General features: G+C 64.4%; 13 protein-coding genes and 4 tRNA genes. 2 read left to right on the forward strand and 15 right to left on the reverse strand.

Going from position 1 to position 16,572, the window contains the following annotated elements; all coding sequences use genetic code 11:
* Positions 1–191 precede the first annotated feature (191 nt).
* Together GEV39_RS17105 and GEV39_RS17110 are read left to right on the forward strand one after the other, a co-directional pair.
* On the forward strand, positions 192–1,436 hold the full coding sequence (locus GEV39_RS17105) for an MFS transporter (RefSeq protein WP_173890651.1): 1,245 nt from the start codon (positions 192–194) through the stop codon (positions 1,434–1,436).
* Between the two features lie 7 nt (positions 1,437–1,443).
* Positions 1,444–2,697 (forward strand): arsenic transporter, encoded by a 1,254-nt coding sequence (locus GEV39_RS17110; RefSeq protein WP_173890652.1) that lies wholly within the window; start codon positions 1,444–1,446, stop codon positions 2,695–2,697.
* Between the two features lie 27 nt (positions 2,698–2,724).
* On the opposite strand, the gene GEV39_RS17115 is transcribed toward GEV39_RS17110, so the two are convergent.
* The 15 genes from GEV39_RS17115 to GEV39_RS17185 all read right to left on the reverse strand — a co-directional run bounded on the left by GEV39_RS17115 (position 2,725) and on the right by GEV39_RS17185 (position 16,565).
* Positions 2,725–3,588, reverse strand: a complete 864-nt coding sequence (locus GEV39_RS17115) for a DUF2242 domain-containing protein (protein WP_173890654.1) — start codon at positions 3,586–3,588, stop codon at positions 2,725–2,727.
* Positions 3,589–3,788: 200 nt separating this feature from the next.
* Positions 3,789–3,865: transfer RNA gene (locus GEV39_RS17120), tRNA-Asp, on the reverse strand.
* A gap of 140 nt (positions 3,866–4,005) precedes the next feature.
* Positions 4,006–4,082: transfer RNA gene (locus GEV39_RS17125), tRNA-Asp, on the reverse strand.
* A gap of 99 nt (positions 4,083–4,181) precedes the next feature.
* A tRNA-Asp gene (locus GEV39_RS17130) sits at positions 4,182–4,258 on the reverse strand.
* 66 nt (positions 4,259–4,324) lie between these two features.
* A tRNA-Val gene (locus GEV39_RS17135) sits at positions 4,325–4,400 on the reverse strand.
* A 313-nt stretch (positions 4,401–4,713) separates the two neighbouring features.
* Positions 4,714–5,484 (reverse strand): SDR family oxidoreductase, encoded by a 771-nt coding sequence (locus GEV39_RS17140; protein WP_054905332.1) that lies wholly within the window; start codon positions 5,482–5,484, stop codon positions 4,714–4,716.
* Complete coding sequence (locus tag GEV39_RS17145) at positions 5,484–6,695, reverse strand: O-succinylhomoserine sulfhydrylase (RefSeq protein ID WP_173890656.1); 1,212 nt, start codon at positions 6,693–6,695, stop codon at positions 5,484–5,486. Before GEV39_RS17145 ends, GEV39_RS17140 begins: the two co-directional genes overlap by 1 nt.
* 16 nt (positions 6,696–6,711) lie before the next feature.
* Positions 6,712–8,217, reverse strand: coding sequence for an amidophosphoribosyltransferase (gene purF / locus GEV39_RS17150; protein ID WP_009683775.1), 1,506 nt, complete (start codon positions 8,215–8,217; stop codon positions 6,712–6,714).
* 42 nt (positions 8,218–8,259) lie between these two features.
* Complete coding sequence (locus tag GEV39_RS17155; protein WP_029886425.1) at positions 8,260–8,817, reverse strand: CvpA family protein; 558 nt, start codon at positions 8,815–8,817, stop codon at positions 8,260–8,262.
* Positions 8,818–9,098: 281 nt separating this feature from the next.
* Complete coding sequence (locus GEV39_RS17160; protein WP_173890658.1) at positions 9,099–9,749, reverse strand: SPOR domain-containing protein; 651 nt, start codon at positions 9,747–9,749, stop codon at positions 9,099–9,101.
* Entirely contained in the window at positions 9,733–11,040 is a 1,308-nt protein-coding gene (folC, locus tag GEV39_RS17165; protein ID WP_173890660.1) for a bifunctional tetrahydrofolate synthase/dihydrofolate synthase, read from the reverse strand. Before folC ends, GEV39_RS17160 begins: the two co-directional genes overlap by 17 nt.
* A complete protein-coding gene (accD, locus tag GEV39_RS17170) occupies positions 11,040–11,933 on the reverse strand; it encodes an acetyl-CoA carboxylase, carboxyltransferase subunit beta (protein WP_173890662.1) in 894 nt (297 codons plus the stop codon). Before accD ends, folC begins: the two co-directional genes overlap by 1 nt.
* Positions 11,934–12,153: 220 nt before the next feature.
* Entirely contained in the window at positions 12,154–12,774 is a 621-nt protein-coding gene (locus GEV39_RS17175; protein ID WP_173890664.1) for a phosphoribosylanthranilate isomerase, read from the reverse strand.
* A 61-nt stretch (positions 12,775–12,835) separates the two neighbouring features.
* Positions 12,836–13,696 (reverse strand): tRNA pseudouridine(38-40) synthase TruA, encoded by an 861-nt coding sequence (gene truA / locus GEV39_RS17180; protein WP_009686022.1) that lies wholly within the window; start codon positions 13,694–13,696, stop codon positions 12,836–12,838.
* Between the two features lie 103 nt (positions 13,697–13,799).
* Positions 13,800–16,565, reverse strand: coding sequence for a motility hub landmark protein FimV (locus GEV39_RS17185; protein ID WP_173890666.1), 2,766 nt, complete (start codon positions 16,563–16,565; stop codon positions 13,800–13,802).
* Positions 16,566–16,572: the final 7 nt, after the last annotated feature.

Here is a 16,572-nt window from a genome sequence, read left to right on the forward strand (position 1 = left end):
GCGAGAAACGCCTGCGGCATGAAGCAGCCATCAAAAATGTTTCACGTACAGTTTTCGGAGCCCTTTCCACACCCAGTTGTCGATTGAACAACGACTACCGAGCATTGCCTGGGAAAGCCCGTGTGCCTGTCCGTCAGGGCTGGCGCACACAGCAGGCGCGCTCCCCCCATGATCCCTTTCGAGACTGCATCTTGGCCAGACCACGCTCTCCCGCTTCTCCCGACGGCGCCCTCGACTGGCTGAACTTCTTTTTGGCAGATGTGCGTGACGGGCTTGGGCCGTACCTGGCCATCTACCTGCTGGCGGTGCATCAATGGCAGCCGGCTAGCATCGGCCTGGTAATGAGCCTGGCAGGCATTGCGGCACTGTTGGCGCAAACCCCGGCAGGGGCATTGATCGACCGCACCAAAGCCAAGCGTGCCGTGGTGGTGATCGCTGCGCTGCTGGTGACTGGCAGCTGCCTGCTGTTGCCGTGGATTTCCTCGTTCAGCGGGGTAGCCTTGACCCAGACCATCAGTGCCCTGGCGGGCTCGATCTTTGCGCCAGCGATCGCCGCCATATCCTTGGGCATCAGCGGCCCCAAAGCCTTTACCCGCCGGGTAGGCCGCAACGAAACCTTCAACCATGCCGGCAATGCCTGTTCGGCACTGCTGGCCGGCGGCCTGGCGTATCTGTTCGGCCCGGTAGTGGTGTTCTACCTGATGGCCGTGTTGACCGTGGCCAGTGTCGTGGCGGTGAGCTGCGTGCCTGCCACGGCCATCGATCACCAACTGGCCCGCGGCCTGATGCACGGCCCCGGCGGTGATGACGCCCCTGCAGGGCTGCGGGTACTGCTGCACAACCGGACGCTACTGGTATTCGCCGCGTGTTGCGCGCTGTTTCACCTGGCCAACGCGGCCATGCTGCCACTGGTCAGCCAGAAGCTCTCGCAGGTCGACCTGCAGCTGGCCACCCCGCTGACCTCCGCCTGCATCGTTGCCGCGCAACTGGTGATGGTGCCCATGGCGCTGCTGGTAGGCGCCAAGGCCGAACACTGGGGCCGCAGGCCGTTCCTGCTGATCGGTTTCCTGATACTGCCGCTTCGCGGGGCGCTCTATGTGGTGTCTGACAACCCGTTCTGGCTGGTGGGCGTGCAACTGCTCGATGGCATCGGTGCCGGGATCTTCGGTGCGCTGTTCCCGATTGTGGTCAAGGACCTGACCGAAGGTACCGGCCGATTCAATGTGAGCCTCGGCGCGCTGACCGCGGTGTTCGGGCTGGGCGCCGCGCTCAGCCCTGGCATCGCCGGGCTGGTGGTGCAAGCTGCAGGCTACGATGCCGCGTTCCTGACCCTGGCGGGTATCGCCGGGGTCGCCTTCACCCTGGTGGTGCTGGCGCTGCCAGAAACGCACCCGCGCAGCCTGCCAGCGCCACTGCCCACCCCGGTCGGAAACTGAGCGCCTTATGCCTGTCAGTGAAAGTGCATTGATCATCTGGGCGGTCGCCGCGCTGGCTACCTGCGGCGTCATTTTGCGCCCATGGCGCGTTCCGGAGTACGTCTGGGCCATGGGCGGGGCGGTGCTGCTGGTCGGCCTTGGCCTGATGACGCCTCGGCGGGCGCTGGCCGCGGTGGCCGAAGGCGGTGACGTCTACCTGTTTCTGATCGGCATGATGGTACTGGCCGAACTTGCTCGCCAGGAAGGCTTGTTCGACTGGCTGGCACGTTATGCCGTGCAACATGCGCGGGGTTCCGGGCAACGGCTGTTCGACCTGGTATTCCTGGTGGGCACGCTGGTTACGGTATTCCTGTCCAACGACGCCACGGCCGTGGTCCTGACCCCGGCAGTCTATGCCGCATGCAAGGCCGCCAAGGCCGAGCCACTGCCCTACCTGTTCATCTGCGCCTTCATCGCCAACGCCGCGAGTTTCGTACTGCCTATCTCCAACCCTGCCAACCTGGTGGTATTCGGCAGCCATATGCCGCCACTGCTGGACTGGCTACGCCAGTTCAGCCTGCCTTCCCTGGCCGCAATCTGCCTGACCTATGGGGTGCTGCGGGTGACTCAGCGCCGGCAGATACGCCAACCGCTGGCGCTGAGCGTGAGCGGCGAGCCCCTGACGACTGGCGCCCGCCTGTGTGCGATGGGTATCGTGGTCGCCGGCGCGTTGCTGCTGGGCGCCTCGGCACTGGATCGGGCGCTGGGGCTGCCAACGTTCTGTGCCGGGGTGGCGACCACGGCACTGATCCACCTGTGGCAACGACGCAGCCCACTGCCGGTGCTGCGCCACGTGGCCTGGGGCGTGCTGCCCTTGGTGGCAGGCCTGTTCATCCTGGTCGAAGCCGTTGCACAGACCGGGCTGATCGAGCGCCTCGCCCAGGCACTGGCCAGCCTGTCCGCGCAAACACCGGTTACCGCCAGCTGGGTCGGCGGCGTGGGTGTGGCGATCGCCAGCAACCTGATGAACAACCTGCCGACCGGGTTGATCGCCGGGTCCATGGGCTCGCTGGTGGCGCTGCCTCAGCAAACCACTGCAGCCTTGTTGATTGGCGTCGATCTAGGTCCGAACCTGTCGATTACCGGCTCCCTGGCCACCCTGTTGTGGTTGGTGGCGATTCGCCGGGAGGGTGAACATGTCAGCGCGTGGCGCTTTCTGTGCCTAGGTGCGCTGGTGATGCCGCCTGCCTTGGCCGCCGCGCTGCTGGCCCTGTGGGTATGACCGGGCCCGCCAGCGACTGCTGAAGCATCAAGGCGTGGACGTGGCTGCCTCGGATGGCTGCGTATCCTGCTGCACCTGAATCGGCGCCGCTTCGGGCGGTGGTGCCAGCGGCTGCGAACCCTGGCTGTCATCCACCACAGGTGCCACTGGCGCCTCCGTGGCTGGGGCAGCCGCTGCTGGCGCGGGCTGCGCTTCGGTGACTGGCGCGGCCTGCGCGGCGGGCGCAGTTTCAGCAGCGGGCGCCGGCGCTGCCGCCGCCGGGGTCGGTGTCAGTGGGTTCGCCGCCGCTTGCTCCGGCAGCCCCAGGGTAACCGCCGGTTTTTCCACTTTTGGCGCTTCGACCTTGGCTTTGCTGACCTTCTTCGGTTTGGGCAGGTAACTTTCCACCAAGGCAAAATAGCGATCGTAGAATTGCGCCGCCGTTACCGTCTCGCTCGCGACCTTGACCATCGAGTCGTCGCTGGAGCCAATCGGCATCGACACCGAACCCAGCACGCCTACGCCCAGGCTGGCCGAGGTGTTGGACTTTTTCAGCGCGTAGCGGTCCTGCAGGGCGTTGGCGAACATGGTCGAGTGCTGGTCGTCACTCGCGTCTGGCGCGCAGGTAACGTTGAAGCTGATCTGCAGGTGGTTTTCGCTGTTCTGCTGGAAGCTCTTGTTGCCCACCACCTGGTTGGCACCGCTGCTGGTGATGATGTAGCCCTGGCTGAGCAAGGCGCGCCGCGCCGCCTCGCAAGAGCCGGCATCGCTTACCGGGAAACTGCGCGAGAACGTACCCGAGTCAGCGAAGTTCTCGTGCTCGTAGACGGCCGCTTTTTTCGAGGAACAACCGCTCACGCCCGCCAGCACCAGGGCCAGCCCGAGCGCACCAAAGACGGAAGATCTGGTCATTGCGTATTCCGGGTATGTCGAGAGGGTGCCTATTGTGCAACACAGCAGGCGAGCACACCAACCACTGGTCGGTGAAGAACCTGTAAGGTTGGTGTAAATGTGGGCCCAGGCCAATAACAGCCAGGTACCAGAACGAAAAAAGCGACCCGAAGGTCGCTTTGACGTTGCCTCAAGGCGTTCATGGGGCCTTGGGGCGAAGATGGCGCAGCGGACGGGACTCGAACCCGCGACCCCCGGCGTGACAGGCCGGTATTCTAACCGACTGAACTACCGCTGCGTATCATTCAGGCTTGCGCCCGATTGAAACTGGGTCTGACCTTGGGGCACGAGGGCCGCAAGGCAGGCACAAAAAAAGCGATTGGATCATCGCTTCTCTTGTGTTTGTTTCAAGGCGTTCTAGGGACCTTGAAACGAAGATGGCGCAGCGGACGGGACTCGAACCCGCGACCCCCGGCGTGACAGGCCGGTATTCTAACCGACTGAACTACCGCTGCGTATCGTTCAGGCTTGCGCCCGATTGAAACTGGGATCAGCCCAAGGCGTTGGCCTTGTGGCTCCAGACCGGTGTCAGGCACCGATCTGTTACTGAAAAATGGCGCAGCGGACGGGACTCGAACCCGCGACCCCCGGCGTGACAGGCCGGTATTCTAACCGACTGAACTACCGCTGCGCAGTGCGTTCCTCTCTGGCTTTGGGTTTCTTGCGAAACCTGAAGCGGCAGGAACATCTCAGGAAGTGGTGGGTGATGACGGGATCGAACCGCCGACCCTCTGCTTGTAAGGCAGATGCTCTCCCGGCTGAGCTAATCACCCTCGCGATGTTACTTGTTGCGTTTGCTTCGCTGAGGCCGCGAAATTTACGCAGGTGGCGAAGCTAAGTCAATAGCCCCGTTGGATTTTTTTCGAAGAAGTGGCAAGTGGCAAGTGGCAAGTGGCAAGTGGCAAGTGGCAAGTGGCAAGTGGCAAGTGGCAAGTGGCAAGTGGCAAGTGGCAAGTGGCAAGAACAAGCATGGGGTCGCTTGATGAATTTCTGAACCCTACAAATGACGAAGGAACCTTGCGGCCCCCTCTTGCAGCTTGCAGCTTGAAGCTTGAAGCTTGAAGCTTGAAGCTTGAAGCTTGCAGCTCAGGTGTAGATCATCTTGCGGGTCATGCCGCCATCGACCACGAACTCCTGGCCAGTGACGAACGCCGCCTGCCGTGACAGCAACCAGGCAACCATGGCAGCCACATCCTCCACGGTCCCTACCCTGCCCGTTGGGTGCTGGGCGTGGTCGGCTTCGCTCAACGGCTCGGCACGGCGCTGCGCCGGGTCACGGGCATCGATCCAGCCAGGGCTCACCGCATTGACGCGGATCTCCGGGCCCAAACTCATCGCCAGCGCATGGGTCAAGGCCACCAGGCCGCCCTTGCTCGCCGCGTAGGCCTCGGTATCAGGCTCGGACTGCCGCGCCCGGGTGGAGGTGAGGTTGACGATCGCCCCGTTGTGCGCACGCAGGTACGGCGCACAATGCTTGGCCAGCAGCATCGGGCCATTGAGGTTCACCGCCAGCACCCGGTTCCACTGCGCCAGGCTCAGGCTTTCCAAGGTCTGGTTGTGCGGGTTGGCGATCGCTGCATTGCACACCAGTGCATCCAGGCGGCCAAATTGCCCGAGCACCTCGGATACCCCGGCACTGACCTGGGCCTCGTCGGCAACGTCCATGGTGATGAACCAGGCATTGTCACCCAGGGCCTTGGCCACCTTGGCGCCCCGCTGCCGGTCAAGGTCGCTGAGCACCACCTGCCAACCCTCGCAGATCAACCAGGCGGCAATGCCCAGGCCGATGCCGCGCGCGGCTCCGGTCACCAGGGCTACCCGGCCGTTGTGGCCCGGGGTGCTGCCGCCAATCTGCATCACAGTGCGGCCAACCCGCGCGCCAGGTCGGCCTGCAGGTCTGCCACGTCTTCCAGGCCCACGGCAACGCGGATCAGGCTGTCGCGAATACCTGCAGCCTCACGCTCCTGCGGCGACAGGCGGCCGTGGGACGTGGTGGCCGGGTGGGCGATGGTGGTCTTGCTGTCGCCCAGGTTGGTGGTGATGGAAATCACCCGAGTGGCGTCGATGAAGCGCCAGGCGCCCTCTTTGCCGCCCTTGACCTCGAAGCTGACCACTGCACCAAAGCCACTCATCTGGCGCTTGGCCAGGGCGTGCTGGGGGTGGCTTGGCAAGCCGGCGTAATGCACCTTCTCCACGCCGTCCTGTTGCTCCAGCCACTCAGCCAGGGCCTGGGCACTTTCGCAATGCGCACGCATGCGCAACCGCAAGGTTTCCAGGCCCTTGGTGAAGATCCAGGCATTGAACGGGCTGAGGGTCGGGCCTGCGGTACGCAGGAAGCCCACCACCTCTTTCATCTGCTCGGCTCGGCCGGCCACTGCGCCGCCCATGCAACGCCCCTGGCCGTCGATGAACTTGGTCGCCGAGTGGAACACGATATCGGCACCCAGCTTCAACGGTTGTTGCAGTGCCGGGGTGCTGAAGCAGTTGTCGACGACCAGCATGGCGCCATGGGCATGGGCAATTTCACTGAGGGCAGTGATATCGACCAGTTCGGCCAGCGGATTGGATGGCGATTCGACGATCAGCAGCTTGGTATTGGCCTTGATGGCCTTTTCCCAGCCCGCGAGGTCGGCCAGCGGCACGTAGTCCACCTGCAGGCCGAAGCGCTTGAAGTACTTCTCGAACAGGCTGATGGTCGAGCCAAATACGCTCTGCGACACCAGCACATGGTCACCGCTACTGCACAACGACATGACCACAGCCAGCAGCGCCGCCATGCCGGTGGAGGTGCCCACAGCCTGCTCGGCGCCTTCCATCGCGGCCAGCCGCTCTTCAAAGGCACGCACCGACGGGTTGGTGTAACGCGAATAGACGTTGCCTGGCGTTTCGCCGGCAAAGCGCGCAGCGGCGTCGGCCGCCGTGCGGAACACATAGCTGGAGGTCAGGAACAGCGCTTCGCTGTGCTCGCCTTCCGGTGTACGGCTTTGGCCAGCGCGCACCGCCAGGGTGTCGAAACCGACACCCTCGAGGTCGCTGTCCAGTCGCCCGGCATCCCATTGATCCGTCATGCCGTCGCTCCCTGAATCAGTTGTTGTAGAGGTCGATGATCGCGCTGACCGCCTGGTTCTTGACCTTGGCCAGGTCGTTGCGGGCCTGCTCGATGCGGTCGAGGTAGGCTTCGTCGATATCGCCGGTGACATACTCACCGTTGAACACCGCGCAGTCGAAGTGCTCGATCTTGATCTTGCCGCCGCCGACCGAGTCGATCAGGTCCGGCAGGTCCTGATAGACCAGCCAGTCGGCGCCAATCAACTCACCCACTTGTTCGGTGGTGCGGTTGTGAGCGATCAGTTCGTGCACGCTCGGCATGTCGATGCCGTAGACGTTGGGGAAGCGCACTGCCGGGGCTGCCGAGCAGAAGTAGACATTCTTGGCGCCGGCTTCGCGGGCCATCTGGATGATCTGCTTGCACGTAGTACCGCGCACGATCGAATCGTCCACCAGCATCACGTTCTTGCCACGGAATTCCAGCTCGATGGCGTTGAGCTTCTGGCGCACCGACTTCTTGCGCGCAGCCTGGCCAGGCATGATGAAGGTACGGCCGATGTAACGGTTCTTGACGAAGCCTTCGCGGAACTTGACACCCAGGCGGTTGGCCAGCTCCAGGGCGGCGGTGCGGCTGGTGTCGGGAATCGGGATGACCACGTCGATGTCGTGATCGGGGCGCTCGCGCATGATCTTGTCGGCGAGCTTTTCACCCATGCGCAGGCGCGCCTTGTACACCGACACACCGTCGATGATCGAGTCTGGGCGGGCGAGGTAGACATGCTCGAAGATGCATGGCTGCAGCTTCGGCGCTTCGGCGCACTGTTTGGTGAACAGCTGGCCTTCCTCGGTGATGTACACCGCTTCGCCGGGTGCCAGGTCGCGGATCAGGGTGAAACCCAGCACGTCCAGGGCGACGCTTTCGGAGGCGATCATGTATTCGACGCCTTCGTCGGTGTGACGCTGGCCGAACACCACCGGGCGGATGCCGTGCGGGTCACGGAAGCCGACAATACCGTAGCCGGTGATCATTGCCACCACGGCGTAGCCACCTACACAGCGGCTGTGCACATGGGAAACGGCAGCGAACACGTCTTCTTCGGTCGGCTGCAGCTTGCCGCGCACCGCCAGCTCGTGGGCGAACACGTTGAGCAGCACTTCCGAGTCGGAGTTGGTGTTGACGTGGCGCAGATCGGACTCGTAGATCTCCTTGGCCAACTGTTCGACGTTGGTCAGGTTGCCGTTATGCGCCAGGGTGATGCCATACGGGGAGTTGACGTAGAACGGCTGGGCCTCGGCCGAGGTCGAGCTGCCCGCGGTCGGGTAGCGCACATGGCCGATGCCGATATTGCCCACCAGGCGCTGCATGTGGCGCTGCTGGAACACGTCGCGCACCAGGCCATTATCCTTGCGCAAGAACAACCGGCCGTCATGGCTGGTCACGATACCGGCAGCGTCCTGGCCGCGGTGCTGGAGGACCGTAAGCGCGTCATACAGCGCCTGATTGACGTTCGACTTACCGACGATACCGACGATGCCACACATGCGACGCAACCCCTACTTTGATGAAACTTGAGTGAATAGCGCTCAGGGCTTAGCTGGCCCGAGCAACTGTTCCTTGAACGGAAGATCAGCCGGAGCGCTGATCAGACCACCGGGCGACCATTGGCCGGCGAAACCCAGAATCAGGTTTTTCGACCAGTCGGCGACCAGAAGAAATTGTGGTATCAGGCGCGACTCCTGCCACCAGGTGTCCTGTTGAACCGGCCCCAGGCTGATCAGGCCGATGGCCACCACTACCAGCAAGGCCCCGCGCGCGGCGCCGAAGGCCATGCCCAGGAAACGGTCGGTGCCGGACAGCCCGGTCACGCGGATAAGCTCGCCGACCAGGAAGTTGACCATGGCCCCCACCAGCAAGGTGGCGACGAAAAGAATGGCGCAGCCCGCGATGACGCGCATCGATGGCGTCTGGATGTAGCTTTCAAGATACACCGAGAGCGAACCGCCGAACATCCAGGCAACCGCACCGGCAATGATCCAGATGAGCAAGGACAAGGCTTCCTTGACGAAGCCGCGCTTGAGACTGATCAGTGTGGAGACGGCGATGATCGCGATGATCGCCCAATCAACCAGGGTAAATGCCACGGCGCTGCCTGCAGACGTTAGAGGCGGCGCATTTTACCAGAGCGGTGGGGGCTTGGGTAAGCGGAATGTCAGGTGGATGGGTGTTTGGTTCATCGCCGGCAAGCCAGCTCCCACAGGGACTGTATAAACCTCACGCTATGTGCAGCTCCTATGTCAGGTGGATGGGTATTTGCGCCATCGCCAGCACGCCAGCTCCCGGGGACTGCATAAACCTCAAGCCATGTGCAGCCCCTGTGGGAGCTGGCTTGCCGGCGATGGGCGGCAAAGCCGCCCTGGCGATATCAGCCGCGCTCAGGCTGGAAACGCACCACAAAGCCTTTCAGGCTGTTCTGGCGGTTGACCGCATCGCGCACGCGCTCGGCCTCAGCGCGCTCGATCAATGGCCCCACATACACCCGGTTCATGCCGCCGGCCGAACGGATATAGGCGTTGTAACCCTGGCTACGCAAGGTTTGCTGCAGCTTCTCGGCACCGGCGCGGTTGGACAGGCTGGCCAGCTGGATCGACCAACTGACCGGCAGCCCGTTGACGTCGATCTTCGATGGCGCAGCCTGGGCCGGCGTCGCTGCAGGTTTGGTTTCGACCTTGGCCGCCGGTGCGGACGCCTGCGGCTTGACCGGCTGGGCCTGTGCCTGGGTCTGTGGCGAGGCCGTGATCGGCTGGCTGGGCGTGCTGGCAGGGGCAGTCGACTCGTCGACCACCACCGGCGCCGGCTGCGGTGCTTCAGGAACTTCCTGCGGCTGCGGCACGGTCACCGGGTCTACCTTCACTTCCGGCAGGCTGGGCATGGCAGGTGCCTGCGGGGCTTCGACGCGCACCTGGCGCATCTCGTCCTCGCGGGTGAACAGCATCGGCAGGAAGATCACCGCCAGTGCCACCAGCACCAGCGCACCGACCATGCGCTGTTTCATCCCTTTATCCAGCACTGCCATCTACTCTACCCTCCTGGGCATGCCGCTCCAGCCACGCCAGGGCCTGGGCGACACAGAAAAACGAACCGAACAGCACGATCTGGTCATCTGCCGTTGCCTGCGCGCATTGCCCTTCGAGGGCCGCGTCGACTCCGGCATAAGACTTCACCGTCGCGCCAAGGTTCGTCAAGGCTTCGGCCAACTCGGCAGCTGGCCGGCTGCGCGGGGTGTCCAGCGGGGCCACGGCCCAGTCATCGATCAACCCGTGCAGCGGCGCGACCACGCCTGCCAGGTCCTTGTCGGCGAGCAGGCCGAATACCGCCAGCCGGCGCCCCTTCAGCGGCCGGCTCGCCAGGCGCCGGGCCAGGTACTGCGCCGCATGCGGGTTGTGCCCGACATCCAGCAGCAACTCCACCGGCCGGCCCTGCCAGACCAGCTGGCGACGGTCGAGACGCCCGGTAATCCGGGTATCCAGCAACGCCTGGCGCACCTGCGCGGCATCCCACGGCAGGCCCATCAACAGGTACGCCTGCAGGGCCAGCGTGGCGTTTTCCATCGGCAGGTCGAGCAACGGCAGGCCGTGCAGCTCAACGGGCGCGCCATCGGCAGCAGTGCCACGCCAGTTCCAGCCGTTTTCGGCGCTTGCCAGGTCAAAGTCACGGCCGCGCAGGAACAAGGGCGCAGCCAGTTCGGCGGCTTTTTCCAGCAGCGGTTGTGGCGGGTCGAGATCGCCGCACAGGGCCGGTTTGCCCGGGCGGAAGATACCGGCCTTCTCAAAGGCCACCTGCTCACGGGTGTCGCCCAGGTAATCGACATGGTCGACGCCGATACTGGTCACCAGGGCCAGGTCAGCATCCACCACGTTCACGGTGTCCAGGCGCCCGCCAAGACCCACTTCCAGCACCACGGCATCGAGCTGCGACTGGTGGAACAACCAGAACGCAGCCAGCGTGCCCATCTCGAAGTAAGTCAGGGAAATATCGCCCCGCGCCGCCTCCACGGCGGCGAAGGCTTCGCACAGGCGCTCATCGCTGGCCTCCAGGCCATCGATCAGCACCCGCTCGTTGTAACGCAACAGGTGCGGCGAGCTGTACACGCCCACCTTGAACCCCTGGGCACGCAGCAACGAGGCCACGAAAGCACAGGTCGAACCCTTGCCGTTGGTGCCGGTCACGGTCACCACGCGTGGCGCCAGCTTACCCAGCGCCAGCCGGGCAAGCACCTGCTGCGACCGCTCCAGGCCCATGTCGATGGCCGAGGGGTGCAACTGTTCGAGGTAGGCGAGCCATTCGCCCAGGGATCGTTGTTTCATCACGCGACGGCAGCCGCCTCACGCGCTTGCTCGGGGGTTTCCTGGCCAGTCATCTGCGCCAGCAGGCGAGCCAGGCGCGGGCGCAGCTCACCACGGGAGATGATCAGGTCGATGGCGCCATGCTCCAGCAGGAACTCGCTACGCTGGAAGCCTTCAGGCAGCTTTTCGCGTACGGTCTGTTCGATCACACGTGGGCCGGCGAAGCCGATCAGCGCCTTCGGTTCACCGACGATGACGTCGCCAAGCGTGGCCAGGCTGGCGGATACACCGCCGTAGACCGGGTCGGTCAGCACCGAGATGAACGGGATGCCTTCTTCGCGCAGGCGCGCCAGCACCGCCGAGGTCTTGGCCATCTGCATCAGCGAGATCAGCGCCTCTTGCATGCGCGCACCGCCGGAAGCGGAGAAGCAGACCATTGGGCAACGGTTCTCCAGGGCGTAGTTGGCAGCGCGGACGAAGCGCTCACCGACGATGGCGCCCATGGAACCGCCCATGAACGAGAACTCGAAGGCACTGACCACGATCGGCATACCCATCAGGGTACCGCTCATGGAGATCAACGCGTCTTTTTCGCCAGTCTGCTTCTGCGCGCCGGTCAGGCGATCCTTGTACTTCTTGCTATCGCGGAATTTCAGGCGGTCGACCGGCTCGAGGTCGGCGCCCAGTTCGGCACGGCCTTCGGCGTCGAGGAAGATGTCGATGCGCGCGCGTGCGCCGATGCGCATGTGATGGTTGCACTTGGGGCAGACATCGAGGGTTTTTTCCAGCTCCGGGCGATACAGCACGGCCTCGCAGGACGGGCACTTGTGCCACAGGCCTTCAGGCACCGAGCTCTTTTTCACCTCGGAACGCATGATCGAAGGGATCAGTTTGTCGACTAACCAGTTGCTCATGCTTTTTTTCTCCAGTATTGGCAGGCGGGGGCCGTTATCGTCGGCCTGCCCTGCCCTTGAGCTCAAAATCTTTTACGAAACGATGATGGACCGGCCGCCAGGGCTTCCAGCGCGCCAGTCCACCGTTAATGCGTTGTGTTGCCGCCACCATGGAGGCGGCTGCCCGGCAGGGCTGCGAATGCTATGGACGATGGCGCGCAGCCAGCCGTCACATCTGCCATCATGCCTGCCTTACCGCCTGCATGAAGGCTTCGATCTTCGCGGCGTCCTTGATGCCTTTGGCCTGCTCGACGCCACCGCTGACATCCACTGCGTAGGGCCGTACCTGGGCAATGGCCTGGCCGACATTGGCCGCCGAAAGCCCACCGGCAAGAATGATCGGCTTGCTCAGCCGCGCCGGGACCAGGGACCAGTCGAACGCCTCGCCGGTTCCCCCAGGCACACCCGCCACATAGGTATCGAGCAGAATGCCGCGAGCGCCGGCATAGCGCTGGCAGGCTGCCTCGAGGTCATCGCCCGGGCGCACCCGCAGGGCTTTGATCCAGGGGCGGTGGTAGCCCTCGCAGTCTTCCGGGGTTTCATCGCCGTGGAACTGTAGCAGGTCCAGCGGAACCACTTCGAGGATCTCGTTCAATTCGCACCGCGAGGCATTGACGAACAGCCCTACCGTGGTCACGAACGGCGGCAGTTCAGCAATGATTGCCCGCGCCTGGCGCGCGTCCACTGCACGTGGGCTTTTGGCATAAAAGACGAAACCGATGGCATCGGCCCCGGCCTCGACAGCAGCCAACGCGTCTTCGATGCGGGTAATCCCGCAGATCTTGCTGCGAACATAGCTCATGAAACGCGAACCCTGATGATAACGGTCAAAGGCCGGATCTTAGCAAATGGCTTTTCGCCCGTCAGTCCGCCAACCCTTCGTACCCGCTTAAAAAGTGTGGGCCAATGTAACGCCTTGGCAGGGTGAATGTGTCGGGGTACTCCACCTGCACCAGGTACAGGCCATAGGGATGGGCGGTTACCCCGCCTTCGCGGCGGTCACGCCCTTCCAGCACCTCACGCGCCCAACTTACCGGGCGTTCGCCGCTACCGATGGCCATCAACACGCCGGCAATGTTGCGCACCATGTGGTGCAGGAAGGCGGTGGCGCGCACGTCCAGCACGATCATCTGGCCATGGCGGGTAACCCGCAGGTGGTAGATATGCTTGATCGGCGACTTGGCCTGGCACTGGCTGGCGCGGAAGGCGCTGAAATCGTGGGTACCGAGCAGCGACTGTGCCGCCTGGGCCATACGCTCGACGTCGAGCGGGCGGTGGTTCCAGGTCACCTCCTCGGCCAAGTGCGCCGGGCGGATCGGGTCGTTGTAGATGACATAGCGGTAGCGCCGGGCGCATGCCTTGAAGCGAGCATGGAAATCAGCCGGCATCGGCTGCGACCAGACCACACTGATGTCGTGCGGCAGGTTGAAGTTGGTGCCCATGGTCCAGGCACGTTCGTCGCGCACGGCACGGGTGTCGAAATGCACAACCTGCCCACAACCGTGAACACCGGCATCGGTGCGGCCGGCGCAAACCACGGCGATCGGCTCGTTGGCGACCTTGGACAGCGCTTGCTCCAAGGCTTGCTGGACACTGGGCACGCCGCTGGCCTGGCGCTGCCAGCCGCGGTAGCGTGCGCCCTTGTATTCCACGCCCAGGGCGATGCGGGAGTAGCCTTCGGCCGCGGATTCGGTGGCGGCGGTGTCGATGATGTCCAAGAGCATGCAACCTGTGGGGTGTACGAAATGGCGGGGATTATAACGACAACGGCAGCCGCGTAGGGCTGCCGTTGCTTGTTCACTGTAACCGAGGGCCGCCTCGCCGGCGTCAGACCAACCGGGACAGCATGTCCTTGGCTTCCTGGCGCTGAGTGTCGTCGCCGTCCTTCACCACTTCGTCGAGGATATCGCGTGCGCCCTGGCTGTCGCCCATGTCGATATAGGCGCGGGCCAGGTCCAGTTTGGTGGCCACTTCGTCACTGCCGGAGAAGAAATCGAAGTCGAGATCGTCCAGCGGCTCGGGCTCTGGCTGCGCGGCTGCATCTTCGCTGGTGAAGTGCGGTTCCAGCGAGGGCGCCTCCAGGCTCTGCGACAGCTTGTCCAGCTCGGCGTTCACGTCATCGAGTTCCGAGGCAAAGCTTTTGGCTGCGGGAGAGTCGTCTTCCAGCGACAGTGACAAGTCGAAGTCCGAGGGCAGATCGAACTCGGAGACCGGATCGAACTCTGGCACGCTGTCGAACGCCGCCAGCTCGGCAGCCACATCGCCCGCGGCGGCGTCGGCTGCTGGCGCAGCAGCGGGGGCGACGGGTTCGGTGACATCGAGGTCGAAATCCGACAGGTCGACCGCGGGTTGCGGCTCGGCCTGGGCCAGCATGGCTTCGAAATCCGCATCGGCGTCGGCTTGCAGGTCCTCATCCAGGGCGAACGACTGCTCTTCAGGCGGCACACCTGGCTGCACGGGCTCGTCCAGCACCGGCTCGGCAATCACCAGCTCATCAGGCACTGGCTCCTGCGCCGCGGGCTCGTCGAGCATCGGCGCGGCCAGCTGATCGTCCTCGGGCAGGTCTTCCCCCAGGCTCAGGTCAAAGGTGTGGTCCAGGTCCGGCTCGCCCAGCCCCTGATCCTCCAGGCCGGCGACGTCCAGGATAGGCACTTCATCGAGAGGGTCCAGCCCGGCATCAGGTTCAACGCCAACCTCCGGCTCAGCCACTGCCTGCGGTTCGAGCTCTGGCACCTGCTCAGGCACCCCTTCGGCCACCACCGGCGCCGCGGCATCGTCGTGCAACAACTCCTGCACGTACTGCTCGTCCATCTCGGCCGCCAAAGCTGCCGCACCCAGGCCGGCAGCTGCCAGGCCCAGCATGGCTGGGTAGCGTTCTTTCAACTCGGCCACAGCGGCGCGGTTGTGCTCGCTCCCTGGCAACTGGCGCTCCTGCTCGGCGAAGGCCGTCTGATCACCCTGGCGGGCGTATACGTCCATCAGTTTCAGGCGCAGGTCATCACGGGCCGGGGCAGCGGCCACGGCAGGCTCGAGCAGATCGGCGGCACGGTTCAGGCGCCCCTCGGCCAGGCACTGGTCGACCTCCGCCAGCAGCGCGGCGTGAGGGTCTGCCGGTGGCTCTGCGGCAGCCGGTTCGGCCACTTTTTCCGCAGCCACGGCAGCGGCAGCCGATGCGGCGACCACTGCAGGCGACAAGGTTACGCTCGGCTCGGCCACTTCGACGCCGTCGAAGCTTTCGGTGTCGGTGTCGAAACCGGTGCCCTGCTCTTCTTCCAGCGCCCGCGCCATGCGCAGGTGCTTTTCCGCTTCTTGTTGAGCCTTGCGCTTGCGCGCCAGCAGCCACAACAACAGGGCCAAGACCAGAATGGCAGACCCGGCGATCAACCACAGCAGCCAAGGGTTACCGAGAATCTGCTCGAGCGCGCCGTTCGCCTGGCTGGCCGCGGCCGGGGCAGGCTCTGCCGCCGGCTTGCTGGCAGGTGCAGCCTGGGTGGGGGCTGGCTCGCCGCTCTCGGCACCTGCCGCAGGCGCTGACGCGGCTTGCGGCGCGGGCGCCGGGGCGACGCCTGCCGAGGGCGGCGTGGCGGCGCCCTGCGCCTGAAGACGCGCCAACTGGTCGTTTTTCAGGTCGATCAGACGCTGCAGCTTGTCCAGCTGGCTCTGCAGGTCACTCATGCGGCTCTTGAGTTCGTCGTTGTCGCGGCGGCTGGTATCGAGACTTTCCTGCGCCACCGCCAGCTTGTCGCTTAGCGCTTTGGCCTGGTCGGCCCCCGCCTGGTTGCCCGGGCTGACCAAGCGCAGGTTGTCGCCCTGGGCAACACGTGCAGGCGCGGCGTCGGCGGCGCCGCGGCGAGTGGCATCCAGCTGTCGGGCACGCGGGCCTAGCCGACGGCCTTCACGCCAGGCCGTGTACTGCTCGGCCACTTCCCGGTTGGCCTCAGCCTGGGGGATGCTCTGAACCTGCTGCTGGTCCGGCAGGCGCAGCACCTGGCCAACCTTCAGCTGGTTGATGTTATTGCCGATGAAGGCATCCGGGTTCAGGGCCTGGATGGCGATCATGGTCTGCTGGATCGAACCGCCCTGGGTGTTGCGCGCGGCAATCTGCCACAACGTGTCGCGACGCTGGGTGGTGTAGCTGCTGGCAGCGGTACTGGCCGGGTTGAGATTGCCAGCAGCCGGTTTGTCGCCCTGGGCCTGGGCCTGGTCGAGCAACACGCTGTAGTCACGCAGCAGGCGGCCCTGCGGCCACATCACCTGGACCAGGAACTTGACCACGGGCCCAGGCAGCGGCTGGCTGGAGGTCACCCGCAGCACGCTTTTGCCATTGGGGTTGATGACCGGCGTGAAGGTGAGGTCTTCGAGGTAGGCCGCGAATGGCACCCCGGCCTTGCTGAACTCTTGCGCAGGCGCCAGGCTGGGTGCCACTTCGGCGGCCTTGAGGTCGCGCACGTCGAGCAATTCGATCTCGGCGTCCAGCGGCTGATTCTGTGCCGACTTCAGGGTCAGCTCCCCCAGGCCCAGCGCATTCGCCATGCCAGACGACAGCGCTGAAGCTGCAGCCATGGCCAGAACCAGTTTGCGAATTCGAAGCATGACCTCT

The organism is Pseudomonas sp. NY5710 (assembly GCF_013305665.1).
GTDB classification, from domain to species: domain Bacteria; phylum Pseudomonadota; class Gammaproteobacteria; order Pseudomonadales; family Pseudomonadaceae; genus Aquipseudomonas; species Aquipseudomonas juntendi.

Coding starts and splice junctions, on each gene's coding strand:
- GEV39_RS17115 (WP_173890654.1), bottom strand. CDS start 3,588: ATGACCAGATCTTCCGTCTTTGGTGCGCTCGGGCTGGCCCTGGTGCTG.
- GEV39_RS17145 (WP_173890656.1), bottom strand. CDS start 6,695: ATGACGGATCAATGGGATGCCGGGCGACTGGACAGCGACCTCGAGGGT.
- GEV39_RS17185 (WP_173890666.1), bottom strand. CDS start 16,565: ATGCTTCGAATTCGCAAACTGGTTCTGGCCATGGCTGCAGCTTCAGCG.
- accD (WP_173890662.1), bottom strand. CDS start 11,933: ATGAGCAACTGGTTAGTCGACAAACTGATCCCTTCGATCATGCGTTCC.
- purF (WP_009683775.1), bottom strand. CDS start 8,217: ATGTGTGGCATCGTCGGTATCGTCGGTAAGTCGAACGTCAATCAGGCG.
- folC (WP_173890660.1), bottom strand. CDS start 11,040: ATGAAACAACGATCCCTGGGCGAATGGCTCGCCTACCTCGAACAGTTG.
- GEV39_RS17110 (WP_173890652.1), top strand. CDS start 1,444: ATGCCTGTCAGTGAAAGTGCATTGATCATCTGGGCGGTCGCCGCGCTG.
- GEV39_RS17175 (WP_173890664.1), bottom strand. CDS start 12,774: ATGAGCTATGTTCGCAGCAAGATCTGCGGGATTACCCGCATCGAAGAC.
- GEV39_RS17140 (WP_054905332.1), bottom strand. CDS start 5,484: ATGCAGATTGGCGGCAGCACCCCGGGCCACAACGGCCGGGTAGCCCTG.
- GEV39_RS17160 (WP_173890658.1), bottom strand. CDS start 9,749: ATGGCAGTGCTGGATAAAGGGATGAAACAGCGCATGGTCGGTGCGCTG.
- truA (WP_009686022.1), bottom strand. CDS start 13,696: ATGCTCTTGGACATCATCGACACCGCCGCCACCGAATCCGCGGCCGAA.